The following is a 12,318-nucleotide window of genomic DNA, read 5'->3' on the forward strand; positions in this document are numbered from 1 at the left end:
GACAGGGGTGAGAACGGGGATGGGCCCCGGGGTCGCCGGGGCCCATCTCACTGCGTGGGTCTGTCACTTGGTGTCAGGCATCCTTCGCGCGTCAGCGCACTCGCCGTGCGCTGAACTGGTCCACCCAGTACTTCGTACGGTCGAGATAGGCGTTCTCGGCGTTGGCGCCGGTCCTGCCGTACGCGCCCGAGAAGGTCTGGTAGCCGAAGCCGCCGGGCGGTGCGGACGAGGCCGGCTCGATGGAGCTGCCCTCGTGCCACTCGTTGAAGGAGGTGACGGAGACCCAGGTGGGCGATCCGCCGATGGCGGTGTCGAGCGCGTTGTTCCACTCCTTGTCGTACGTGGCGCCGTTGGCCCTGCCGAGGGTGGGCGTGGTGTTGCCCGGTACCGCGCGGTCGTCGATGTAGCCGGGGGCGACCGAGGGGGCCCAGATCAGTCCGTTCGCGCGCGCGTAGTCTCCGGCCTGCTTCCAGCCGGGGGCCGTGGCGCCCGCGATGCCGTCATAGGTGTAGAGCCCCGAGAAGTGCGCGATCTTGCTGGTGTCGGTGGTCTGTGCCAGGACCGAGTTGGTCCGGGTGACCTGGTCGAGCGCCGTCCAGTCCGTGATCCTCAGGCTCTCGAAGATGTAGAACGCGGGGCGGTTGTTGTGTTCGGCGTCGCGGTAGTAGGCGGGGTGGCTGCCGTAAGTGGCGTTGAGATACTGGATGTCGGACACCACCGAGGCCGCGGTGCGGCCCGAGTAGGGTTCGATGTGCCAGGCCACCTTGATGCCTTCGCGCTGGGCCGCGTCGAGAACGCCCCTGGCGAGGGTGTCCTCGTAACCGCCCCTGCCCCACCAGCTGTAGACGATCACGCCGGCGCCGGACTGCTTGACCCACTTCATGTGCTGGGCGACGGCTCCGGTGTAGTCGCCGGAGTCGTACGCGCCGAGCTTCGGGTAGAGGTCGGCGCCGATGTCCTGCGGCGGGGTGCGGCCGCCCTGCTGCCAGTGGCGGTAGCTGCCGTATTTGGCGGGGCTGCCGTACCACGGGTAGTAGAAGAGATGGACGTTGTTCGACAGAGCGGCTTTCGCCGCCGGGGCATCTAACGCCGCCGGCCTGTCCAGCGTGAAGGTGTCGATGTCGAACAGCGAGCCCGCCCCGCCGGTGAAGGTGAGGAAGACCGGTCCGCTGGGCGAGCCGGCCAGCGGCGTGGAGACGGTTCGGAAGTTCTCCCAGCCACCCGTGTTCGGAATGGTCACCGAGCCGAGCACCGTTCCGGTGGCCGAGCCGGACCGCACCTGGAGGGTGCCGCCCGAGCCGCCGGAGGAGACCCTCGCGGTGAAGTTGGTGGCGCCGTTGAGGGGCGCCTGGGAGTAACCGGCCCAGTCGCCGTTCTCGATGTAGCCGAGGGTCCTGCCGCCGCTGGCCGAGGCGTGGTCGGCGGGCTGGACACCGGCCGACGAGGTGTACGCCTCACCCTCGTAGGTCGAGGGGCCGGGGTTGGGGTTGCCGCCGCCCAGCTCCTTGATCCGGATGTTGCGGAAGGACACGTCGTCGCCGGTGCCGTGGTTCTGGATGCCGATGTATCCCTGCTGGAGGGAGCGCACCGGGTCGGTGTTGGTGAAGTCATTGATCTTCACACCGTTGAGGAAGACCTGAAGCCGCTCCCCCTCCACCCGGATCTCGTACGTGTTCCACGCCCCCGGCGGGTTGAGCGCGCCGTCCCGGGCCGCGAGGTCCGCCGACTTGAACCCGTAGATCGAGCCGGTGGTCCTGTCCGGGGTGTCGGTGGCGTCGATCTGGATCTCGTACCCCTGGTTCACCGCCGAGTTGGGGTCGGTGGACGAGGGGAAGCCCACGAACACACCGGAGTTGTCGTCCCCGGGCATCCGCCAGTCCAGCTTCAGGGAGTACGACTTGAACTCCTTGGCCTGGTACCAGTACAGCCCCATGCCGCCCGTGGAGGTGAGGGTGGCGTCGGTGTTGGTGAAGCTGCCGGGGCCCGCCTGCGACCAGCCGGTGGTGGAGCCGTTGTAGAGCGGGGTGTAGCCGGTCTCCGCGCGGCAGTCGGCCTTGGCGAAGCCGGCCGCGTAGCGGATGCCGCCGAGCAGCAGGGAGCGGAAGGCGGGGTCGGCGTACGACTCGGTGGTGTGCCCGAGCCCGGTGTAGAAGGACCGGCCGTTGCCCTGCGGGTGGCACCAGGTGATGGGGTGGTCACCGCTCATCTCCCCGCCGTTGTAGCTGCCCTCGTCCAGGCTCTGGAGCACATGGACGTTGGCACGGGGGTTGGTGCGGTAGTTGTACCACTCGTCGGAGCGCGACCAGGTCTGGCCGAGGTGCGAGGTGGCCGCGTGGGTGCGGTCCTCGGTCTTGAGCGTGGCCTGCTGGATCGCCGGGTGGCTCTTGAACCAGGCGCCGACGATCCCCTCGTACTGCGGCCAGCCGTACTCGGTGTCGGCCGCGGCGTGCACCCCGACATAGCCGCCGCCACCGTCGAGGTACGACTGGAGGGCCGACTGCTGAGTGTCGTTGAGCACGTCGCCGGTGGTGCTGAGGAACACCACCGTCTTGAACTGGGCCAGATTGGCCGTGGTGAAGGCCGCGCTGTCCTCGGTGGCCGTGACCGTGAAGTTGTTGGCCGCGCCGAGGTCACGGATGGCCTGGGTACCCGCCGGGATGGAGTCGTGGCGGAAGCCGGCCGTCTTGGAGAAGACGAGGACCTTGTAGGCCGGGTCGGCGGCCTGCGCGGTCACCGCCGGTGTCAGGAACGCTCCCACGATTGCGAGCGCGACCACGAAGGCCGAGGCAGCCGCCGACGGGAGCCGGCGTAGCTGATGAAACATCACTGTCCCTTTCCCGCTCGTCACTTGGTGAGGGTGAGGGTGTCGATGTCGAACAGGGAGCCGGCGCCACCGGTGAAGCTGAGGAACAGCGCTCCCGAACTGCCGGTACCGGTCAGGGCGGTGGAGACATTGGTGAAGGTCTCCCAGCCGCCGGTCACCGGTACGGCGACCGAGCCGAGCAGTGGTCCGGTGGCCGAGCCGGAGCGGACCTGGATGGTGCCGCCGGCCCCGGCCGAGGAGACCTTCGCGCTGAAGGTCTTGGTCCCGGCGGTGGGGACGTTGGCGTAGCCCGCCCAGTCACCGTTCTCGATGTAGCCGAGCGTCTTGCCGCCGCTGGCCGCGGCGTGGTCGGCGGCCTGGACACCGGCGGACGAGGTGTACGACTCGCCCTCCACCGTCTGTCCGGAGGGGGTGGTGCCGGTGGCGAAGGTGAAGGCGTCGATGTCGAAGAGGTTGCCCTGGCCCGTGGGGCCCTTGAAGACCAGGAACAGTTCCGTGGACGCGGCCGGGGCGTTGGTCAGCGTGGCCGAGACATCGGTGAAGGTCTCCCAGCCGCCGGTCGGCGCCACGGTGGCGGTGCCGAGCAGGGTGCCGGTGGCCGAGCCCGCCCGTACCTCGATGGTGCCGCCGGGTCCGCCGGAGGAGACGCGGGCGGTGAACCTGTTGGCGTTGCCGAGCGCGTAGGGCTTGAAGGAGATCCAGTCGCCGTTGTCGGTGAAGCCGACCGTGGCGCCGCCCTCGGCGTTGCCGTGCGCGGCGACCTGGATGCCGTTCTGGGCGCCGAAGTGCTCGCCCTGGCGGTGGCGGGGCTGGAGGACACGGATGCTGTGCGAGGTCAGTCCGGCGCCGTCGGTGTACTCGGCGTCGAAGACCCCGTAGATGTTGGCGGCGGTGTCGTGCTCGCCGTCGGTCGGGATCGCGATCGTACCGGTGCAGCCGTTCTTCGAGGTGATCGCGTGCCGGTGCTCGTCATGGCCGAGGAGGTAGGTCACCTTGACCTTGGTGCAGTCGATGGCGCCGTCCTCGGGGTCGCTGACGCTGACCGTGAAGGGCACGGTGTCACCGAAGGAGAACAGTTCACCGTCCTTGGGCCCGGTGAGATTGACGGTGGGCGCGGTGTTGCCCGCCGTCACCACCAGGCTCGCGGTGCCGGTCAGCCCCTCGGGGTCCCTGACGGTGAGGGTCGGCCGGAAGGTGCCCGCGGTGGTGTACGTCTTGGTCGGGTTGGCGGCGGTGGAGGTGGTGCCGTCGCCGAAGTTCCAGGAGTACGTCAGCGCCTTGCCCTCGGGGTCTGAGCTGCCCGCCGAGGAGAACTGGACGGTGAGCGGGACGGCTCCCGAGGTCTTGTCGGCGGCCGCGGCGGCGACCGGGTTGCGGTTGCTGCCGCCGATGTACTCGATCCGGTACAGGGCCTGGTTGTTGGCGCCGGTTCCGTAGTCGAGGACGTACAGCGCGCCGTCCGGGCCGAAGGCCTGGTCCATGACCTGGGTACCGGTCCAGGGGAAGCTCTCGATGACACCGGGGGTGCCGTCGGCCTTCACCTCGATGGGCTTGATCCACTTCCGGCCGTACTCGGCGGCGAAGAAGTAACCGTTGAGCGACTGCGGGAACTTCACAGCGGAGTTGAGGTTCGGGTCGTAGCGGTAGACGGGGCCGCCCATGGGCGACTCGGAGCCGCCGCCGAACTCGGGCGGGGAGCCGGCGTCACCGCCGTACTTGATCCAGGCCGGCTTGGCCGCGGGCAGCGTGGCCTGGCCGGTGTTGCGGAAGGAGTTGTTGGCCGGGCCGCCGGCGCAGTTGTACTTCCCAGCGGAGGGACCGCTCGGGAAGGTGTACTCGCCGTAGGTCTCGGCCGCGGTGTTGGTGCCGGTGCAGTACGGCCAGCCGTAGTTGCCCGGCGCGGTGATGCGGTTGAACTCGACCTGGCCGCTGGGGCCGCGCCCGCCGCCGTCGGTGCCTCCGGCGTCGGGGCCGTAGTCACCGAGGTAGACGATGCCGGTGGCCTTGTCGACGGACATCCGGAAGGGGTTGCGGAAGCCCATCGCGTAGATCTCGGGCCGGGTGTTGGCCGTACCGGGGGCGAACAGGTTCCCGGCCGGGACGGTGTAGCCGCCGGCGGCCGTGGGCTTGATCCTGAGGACCTTGCCGCGCAGGTCGTTGGTGTTGCCCGAGGAGCGCTGGGCGTCGAACTGCGGGTTCCGGTCGGTCCGTTCGTCGATCGGCGCGTAGCCGGCCGACTCGAACGGGTTGGTGTCGTCGCCGGTGGTCAGGTACAGGTTCCCGGCGGCGTCGAAGTCGATGTCACCGCCGACGTGGCAGCACTGGCCACGGTCGTTGGGCACTTCGAGGACGACCTTCTCGCTCGTCATGTCGAGGGTGCCGTCGGTCTTCAGGGTGAACCGGGAGAGGTTGAGGTGGCCCTTCCACGGTTCGAAGGAGGCCGCGCTGCCGGTGACGGGCGCGTCGCCGCCGGGGGTGTTCAGCTTGGGCGAGTAGTACAGGTAGATATAGCGGTTCGTGGCGAAGCCGGGGTCGGCGGCTATGCCCTGGAGCCCTTCCTCGTCATGCGTGTAGACGTCCAGCTTGCCGGCCGTCTTGGTGTTGCCGGCGGCGTCCGTGAACCGGACTGTGCCGTCGCGGGCGGTGTGGACGACGGCTCGGTCGGGGAGCACCGCGAGCGACATCGCTTCGCCCAGTTCGGCGCCGCCCAGGGCGAGTTGTACTTGCTGGTAGTCACCCGGCGGAATGACCGCGGGCGCGGCGGGGGCCGCGACGGCTGCCGGGGCACCGGCCGCCGGCACCGCGACGGCGCCGCCGCCGACGATCAGTGCCAACGCGGTGAGCCATCGTGACCAGAGGCGTCGTCTCGGCCTCTGCCCAGACAGCCGTGAAACTTCTGACGGTCCTGACATGGAGCATCCTTCCTGACCTTGGGGGGTTTTGAGTCAGGCGTGAGCGCACGACAGCGGCTGCCGTGTCTCGTGGAAGAACCTGCGCTCTGCGCTCTGGTGATGTCCCGTCACCTGAGCAACAGCCATACCGGTCTGGCGGAACGGATTCGATGCGGCGTCAACGTAATTGCGAGATCTCGGTGGAGTTTTTGCAGCCTGGCAACGGGATCTTAATTTGTCAAGGCAATGTCAAAATCCCGGAACCGGACACCGGCGCGCCCCGCACCGCACACCATGCGCACGTCGTGAAGGCATCGTGAAGTGGCTGATCCACTCATCCGTTGGAAGGAAGGACCCGGTGTCCTCACGGCGCCTGTCGGCGGGGCACCCGCCGACAGGCTTGTATGAGGCGAATGGACCACATCACGTTTCTTGTGGGAGTGGTGATCCTTACCGCTCTGGCGTTCGACTTCACCAACGGGTTCCACGACACCGCCAACGCCATGGCGACCTCGATCGCCACCGAGGCCCTGCGCCCCAAGGTCGCGGTCCTGATCAGCGGTGTACTCAATCTCGCGGGCGCGTTCCTCTCCACCGAGGTCGCCAGAACGATCTCCGGCGGCATCGTGAACGACAGCCTGGTCACACCGGGCATGGTCTTCGCCGGGCTGATCGGTGCGACCCTGTGGAATCTGGCGACCTGGCTGATGGGGCTTCCGTCCAGCTCCTCGCACGCCCTCTTCGGGGGGCTGATCGGTGCCGTGTGGGTGGGGGCGGGACGGCACGGTGTGCACTTCGACGTGGTCCTCGAAAAGATCGTCCTTCCGGCCGTCGCGTCGCCGCTGGTCGCCGGTCTGGCCGCGCTCCTCGCGACGTATCTCGCCTACCGGATCACCACCCGGGGCCGGGAGGACTCCGTCAACCGGGGCTTCCGGCTCGGGCAGGTCGTCTCCGCCTCGCTGGTCTCCCTCGCGCACGGCACCAACGACGCGCAGAAGACGATGGGCGTCATCACCCTCACCCTGATCTCCGTGGGCGTGCTCGCGCCCGACGCGGGCCCCCCGCTGTGGGTGATCATCTCCGCCGGTCTGGCCATCGCACTGGGGACGTACCTCGGCGGCTGGCGCATCATCAGGACGATGGGCAGGGGCCTCACCGACATCCGCCCCCCGCAGGGCTTCACCGCCGAGTCGTCCGCCACGACCGTGATCCTGACCTCGGCCCATCTCGGCTTCGCGCTCTCCACCACCCAGGTCTGCTCGGGCGCCATCCTCGGCGCCGGTCTCGGCCGGCGGCTGGCGGAGGTGCGCTGGGGAATCGCCGCGCGGATGGCCATCGGCTGGTGCGTCACCCTCCCCGCCGCGGCGGCCGTGGGCGCGCTCGCCGCCGTCATGGTCGTATACGGCGGGACCATCGGCACCGTCGTGGTCGCCCTGGCCGCCACGGCCATGGCGACCTTCATCGTGATCGTCTCCCGCCGTCACCCGGTGAACGCCGGCAATGTCAACGACGAGCGCACCGTCAGGGTCCGCTCCAGTGCCGCGAAGGCGAACGTATGAGGGGCGGGAGCCTGATGGCTCTGAACTGGAGCGGCCTGGGCGAAGTGGCCCTGGTCAGCGTAGGCGCCACCGTGGGGGTCGTCTTCGTGTTCGCGCTGGGTGTGCGCCTCCTCTCGCACCGGGAGGAGGACGAGGAGCCCGACGGCCGCCCGAGGCTGGGCGGGGGCCGCCGCCGCGCATCGGCGCCGGCGCGGGCCGTCGCCGGGCTGTGCTTCCTCTTCTGCGCGGCGGCCGTCGCGTACGGGCTGTACCTGATCATTCCGCAGTTCCACTGAGCGGCCGGGCCCTCCGTCTCACTGGGCCCGGTCAGCAGGCTCGGCCGGGTCGGGGGCGCAGAGGGCCCGTGCTGTCGGCAAGGAGCACGGCAGATGGCCGTGATTACGGACCACCTCCTGGCCGCCGCCGCGCAGCAGATAGTTGAGGAAGCTGAAGACGAGGGAGTCGGTGGGCGGGCGTCCGTAGGTGTACGCGTACTCGACGCCCCGGTAGGGATAGTCACTGCCGGCGATGGCGTCCGGGAGGGGGACCCGCCCGTCCAGGCTCACGGTGTGCACCCCCTTCGCGGTGCTGCCGGAGCGCAGTTCCGTGTACCCGATGGCGCCCGGGGTCGCGGCGACCTTGGCGAGGACGCGGGCGGTGCTGTCGAGTTCGCAGCGGAAGACCTTGGCGGACGGGTCGATCTTCGTCTCGCAGTCGGGCGAGGAGTAGGCCTCCTCGATGTCACCGCCGAGGACGGTGCGCTCGAAGATGTCACGCGTACCGGAGCCCGATTTCCGGCTGGCAAGGACGATGGGCAGGTCGTAGTTCTCCGGGACCCCGCGCAGTTCGTTCCATCTCCGGACGTCTCCGCGGTAGATGGCCTTGACCTCATCGGTCGTCAGATCGCGCCGGGGCACGCCCTCATGGACGACAAGGGTGTAGAGGGCGACGGCGACATGGCTCGCCTGCAGCGCGGTCTGGTTCTCGGTCCCGGGTACGTCGGAGAGCGCGATCAGCGCGGGCGAGCCGCCCTTCGCCGCCGCGCCGCGCTCGTCCAGTTCCTGGAGGCCCTCGCCGCTGCTGCGCGCCTCGACCTTTATGGTGGAACCGGCGCAGTCGTGTTCGTACTTCGCCGCCAGCTCATCGGCGACCGGTTTGAACGCGGTCGAGCCGGTGATGGTCATCTCCCCCCGTGCGCACCCCATCGGCGGCCGGGTGTCGTCCCGTACGACGACGATGGAGGCGAGCGCGACCACGGAGACCGTGAGCAGGACCGTGATCAGCCGGGAGGCCCTGCTGAACAGGGGCGGTATGTCGTCGGGCGTCGTACTGCGGTTGGGAAAGACCCCGCCGTCCCTGATGCCTCCGCTGACCCGGACCGGGGCACCGACCGTCCCGCCGGAGAGCAGGACGAGCAGCTTGAAGTGCACACCACGGTTGAGCGGCACGCGCGGCAGAAAGACGGTGTCGTTGGTGTACCGCAGTCCGGCGGCCGGAGTGAAGTGGTCCAGCAGATGATCGGCGTTCAGTGGCGCGGTGACCGCGATTCCCTGGATGGTACGGGAGCTGAACTCGACGGTCAGACCATGGAGTTCACGCCCGGTGTAATCGTCGCCCGCGATGCTCTGGGAGCCGTCGTTCTCGATCCGCAGCAGCACGAGGGTGGCGTCGGGGAGCTCGGAGAGCTGCCGGTTCTCCTGGAAGAGACCGAGCCGTACGCCTGCCCTGCCGCTCCGCTCCGCGCTGCTCACCGGGGTGTCGAGCTGGACCCGGTAGCCGATCCTGGTACGGCGCGGCACCCGGCGCTCGTACCAGAGCACCCCCAGTGAGGCCGCGATGCCCAGGACCGCGGTCACCACGGCGATGACATTTTCCGCGCTGAACCATTCCACGGTTGTACGCCCCCCGACGTTTCGAACGTGCGACCGACGAAGAATTGTCCGGTCACCGTACGGTCGTGATGTGCGAAGGACCGCCCACTTCGCCGGGCCGTGTGCTGTTGTTCGCCGAAGGTTCAACAGGGTTCGCGAGGACGCCGCCCCAGGGGTTCATAAGGCCGCCCCGCACTTACCGAGCCCCGTCCGCGCCGGTTATCCAGGAAAGGAAGCGGAGAGAAACTCTTCCCCCGGCAGAGGAGGAGACGATGGATACCGCCGCGCCCGTCACCGAGGACGCCCCCACGGTCCATATTCTCTGGATCAACGCGGGCCTGAGCTGCGACGGAGACTCCGTCTCGCTCACCGCGGCCAGTCAGCCGAGCATCGAGGAAATAGCCCTCGGCGCCCTGCCAGGACTGCCGAAAGTGGCCGTCCACTGGCCCCTGATCGATTTCGAATGCGGGCCCGTCCAGGGCGCGGACAATTTCATCGAGTGGTTCTTCAAGGCGGACCGCGGAGAGATCGAACCCTTTGTCCTGGTCATCGAGGGATCCATTCCCAATGAGGCGGTCAAGGACGAGGGCTACTGGTGCGGATTCGGGGACGATCCCGAGACCGGCCAGCCCATCACCACCAGTGAGTGGATCGACCGGCTCGCGCCGAAAGCACTGGCTGTCGTGGCCCTCGGAACCTGTGCGGCCTATGGCGGGATCCACGCCATGGCGGGCAATCCCACCGGGGCGATGGGCGTGCCCGACTATCTGGGCTGGGACTGGACGTCGGGGGCGGGCATCCCGATCGTCTGCGTCCCCGGCTGCCCGGTGCACCCGGACAACGCCTCGGAGAGCCTGCTCTATCTGCTCTACCAGGCCGCCGGGTCCGCGCCGATGATCCCGCTCGACGAACAGCTCCGCCCGGCCTGGCTGTTCGGCGCCACCGTCCACGAGGGATGCGACCGTGCCGGCTACTACGAGCAGGGCCAGTTCGCGACCGAGTACGACTCACCGCAGTGCCTGGTGAAACTGGGCTGCTGGGGTCCCGTGGTCAAGTGCAATGTGCCGAAGCGGGGCTGGATCAACGGGGTCGGCGGCTGCCCCAATGTCGGCGGCATCTGTATCGCCTGCACGATGCCCGGATTCCCCGACAAGTTCATGCCGTTCATGGACGAACCACCCGGCAGTCATGTGTCCACCGGGGCCAGCGGTGCGTACGGCAAGGTCATCCGGCGGCTGCGCGGTGTCACGGCGAGGACCGTCGACAAGGAACCGAAGTGGCGCCGCAAGGGCGACAAGGTCATGACCGGCTACCACCCCCCGTGGTGAAGCGCCCGCCGGAACGGCGGAGCACGTTCGCGAGCCCCCAGTTGAGGAAGGTGGTGTGCGGTCCATGGCGACGGCGAAGCAGACCGAGGACGGCAGCGGCCTGATGGAGATGTCCTGGGATCCGATCACCCGGATCGTGGGCAGCCTCGGCATCCACACGAAGATCGACTTCCGGGAGAAGCGGGTCGCCGAGTGCTACAGCACCTCGTCCGTCTTCCGCGGCTACAGCGTCTTCATGCGCGGCAAGGACCCGCGCGACGCCCACTTCATCACCAGCCGCATCTGCGGTATCTGCGGGGACAACCACGCGACCTGCTCGGTGTACACGCAGAACATGGCGTACGGCGTGAAGCCCCCGCACCTCGGCGAGTGGATCATGAATCTCGGCGAGGCGGCCGAGTACATGTTCGACCACAACATCTTCCAGGAGAATCTGGTGGGGGTGGACTACTGCGAGAAGATGGTCCGCGAGACCAACCCCGGTGTCCTGGACCTGGCCGAGCGCACCGAGGCGCCCCACGCGGGCGACCACGGCTACCGCACCATCGCCGACATCATGCGCTCGCTCAATCCGCTGGAGGGCGAGTTCTACCGTGAGGCGCTGCATGTCAGCCGCTACACACGGGAGATGTTCTGCCTGATGGAGGGCCGCCATGTGCACCCCTCCACGCTCTACCCGGGCGGTGTCGGCACCATCGCCACCATCCAGCTCTTCACGGACTACCTCACCCGCCTGACGCGGTACGTGGAGTTCATGAAGCGCGTCGTCCCGCTCCACGACGACCTGTTCGACTTCTTCTACGAGGCGCTCCCCGGGTACGAGGAGGTCGGCCGGCGCCGGGTGCTGCTCGGCTGCTGGGGCGCCCTCAACGACCCCGAGCACTGCGACTTCACGTACGCCCGGATGTCCGGCTGGGGCCGGCACATGTTCGTCACCCCGGGCATCATCGTCGACGGCGAGCTGGTCACCAACGACCTCGTCGACATCAACCTCGGCATCCGGATCCTGCTGGGCAGCTCGTACTACGACGACTGGGAGGGGCAGGGGACCTTCGTCGACCACGATCCGCTCGGCAATCCCGTGGACCCGCGCCACCCCTGGAACCAGCACACCCTTCCGGCCCCGCAGAAGCGGGACTTCGCGGACAAATACAGTTGGGTGATGTCCCCCCGCTGGTTCGACGGCACGGACCATCTCGCCCTGGACACCGGCGGCGGTCCGCTCGCCCGGCTCTGGTCCACGGCCCTGTCCGGACTGGTCGACTTCGGCTATGTCCGGGCCACTGGGCACAGCGTCGAGATCAATCTGCCGCGCACCATGACGAAGCCGGAGACCCGCTTCGAGTGGCGCATCCCCCGGTGGAGCAACGCCCTGGAACGCAACCGCGCGCGGACCTACTTCCAGGCGTACGCGGCCGCCTGTGCCCTGCACTTCGCGGAGCGTGCGATGGAGGAGGTGCGCGCGGGCCGTACCAAGACCTGGGAGAGCTTCGAGGTGCCCGACGAGTCCATCGGTGTCGGATTCACCGAGGCGGTACGGGGCGTGCTCTCGCACCACATGGTCGTCAGGGACGGCAAGATCGCCAACTACCATCCGTACCCGCCGACTCCGTGGAACGCCAGTGTGCGCGACTCGTACGGCACACCGGGCCCGTACGAGGACGCGGTGCAGAACACCCCGATCTTCGAGGAGAACCCGCCGGACTCCTTCAAGGGCATCGACATCATGCGGACCGTGCGGAGCTTTGACCCCTGTCTGCCCTGCGGCGTCCATATGTACGTCGGCGGCGGCAGGACCGTACGGGAGACCCATATGCCCACCGGGCTCAGCGGGTTGGGTGGCTGACACCGGGGGGATCTCGGGGG

7 protein-coding genes are annotated in these 12,318 nt (G+C 68.5%); 4 read left to right on the forward strand and 3 right to left on the reverse strand.

Features of this window, described 5'->3' with window-relative positions; translation table 11 throughout:
- Window positions 1–91 precede the first annotated feature (91 nt).
- The gene (locus tag WH07_RS30245) at window positions 92–2,824 is read right to left on the reverse strand and encodes a ThuA domain-containing protein (protein ID WP_046506956.1); all 2,733 of its coding nucleotides are present in this window, start codon (window positions 2,822–2,824) and stop codon (window positions 92–94) included.
- Between the two features lie 20 nt (window positions 2,825–2,844).
- Window positions 2,845–5,736 carry a carbohydrate-binding protein gene (locus tag WH07_RS30250; RefSeq protein ID WP_079023684.1) on the reverse strand — a complete coding sequence of 964 codons (2,892 nt, stop codon included), beginning with the start codon at window positions 5,734–5,736 and terminating at the stop codon, window positions 2,845–2,847.
- A 392-nt stretch (window positions 5,737–6,128) separates the two neighbouring features.
- Between WH07_RS30250 and WH07_RS30255 the strand changes: the two genes are divergently transcribed.
- Together WH07_RS30255 and WH07_RS30260 are read left to right on the forward strand one after the other, a co-directional pair.
- Window positions 6,129–7,274 carry an inorganic phosphate transporter gene (locus WH07_RS30255; RefSeq protein ID WP_046506958.1) on the forward strand — a complete coding sequence of 382 codons (1,146 nt, stop codon included), beginning with the start codon at window positions 6,129–6,131 and terminating at the stop codon, window positions 7,272–7,274.
- A gap of 14 nt (window positions 7,275–7,288) precedes the next feature.
- Window positions 7,289–7,549 (forward strand): hypothetical protein, encoded by a 261-nt coding sequence (locus WH07_RS30260; RefSeq protein ID WP_046506961.1) that lies wholly within the window; start codon window positions 7,289–7,291, stop codon window positions 7,547–7,549.
- An 18-nt stretch (window positions 7,550–7,567) separates the two neighbouring features.
- On the opposite strand, the gene WH07_RS30265 is transcribed toward WH07_RS30260, so the two are convergent.
- Complete coding sequence (locus WH07_RS30265) at window positions 7,568–9,145, reverse strand: PstS family phosphate ABC transporter substrate-binding protein (RefSeq protein WP_046506964.1); 1,578 nt, start codon at window positions 9,143–9,145, stop codon at window positions 7,568–7,570.
- A gap of 251 nt (window positions 9,146–9,396) precedes the next feature.
- Here WH07_RS30265 and WH07_RS30270 point away from each other — a divergent pair, with 251 nt between their 5' ends.
- Together WH07_RS30270 and WH07_RS30275 are read left to right on the forward strand one after the other, a co-directional pair.
- A complete protein-coding gene (locus WH07_RS30270; RefSeq protein WP_046506967.1) occupies window positions 9,397–10,452 on the forward strand; it encodes an NADH-quinone oxidoreductase subunit B family protein in 1,056 nt (351 codons plus the stop codon).
- Between the two features lie 64 nt (window positions 10,453–10,516).
- Window positions 10,517–12,298, forward strand: a complete 1,782-nt coding sequence (locus WH07_RS30275; protein ID WP_046506973.1) for a nickel-dependent hydrogenase large subunit — start codon at window positions 10,517–10,519, stop codon at window positions 12,296–12,298.
- Window positions 12,299–12,318 lie beyond the last annotated feature (20 nt).

This window comes from Streptomyces odonnellii, from assembly GCF_000981895.1.
Lineage (GTDB): Bacteria > Actinomycetota > Actinomycetes > Streptomycetales > Streptomycetaceae > Streptomyces > Streptomyces odonnellii.

What these genes read in the sequence shown, in the direction of transcription:
- WH07_RS30255 (WP_046506958.1), top strand. Translation starts at nt 6,129, where the DNA reads ATGGACCACATCACGTTTCTTGTGGGAGTGGTGATCCTTACCGCTCTG.
- WH07_RS30250 (WP_079023684.1), bottom strand. Translation starts at nt 5,736, where the DNA reads ATGTCAGGACCGTCAGAAGTTTCACGGCTGTCTGGGCAGAGGCCGAGA.
- WH07_RS30260 (WP_046506961.1), top strand. Translation starts at nt 7,289, where the DNA reads ATGGCTCTGAACTGGAGCGGCCTGGGCGAAGTGGCCCTGGTCAGCGTA.
- WH07_RS30275 (WP_046506973.1), top strand. Translation starts at nt 10,517, where the DNA reads ATGGCGACGGCGAAGCAGACCGAGGACGGCAGCGGCCTGATGGAGATG.
- WH07_RS30245 (WP_046506956.1), bottom strand. Translation starts at nt 2,824, where the DNA reads ATGTTTCATCAGCTACGCCGGCTCCCGTCGGCGGCTGCCTCGGCCTTC.
- WH07_RS30270 (WP_046506967.1), top strand. Translation starts at nt 9,397, where the DNA reads ATGGATACCGCCGCGCCCGTCACCGAGGACGCCCCCACGGTCCATATT.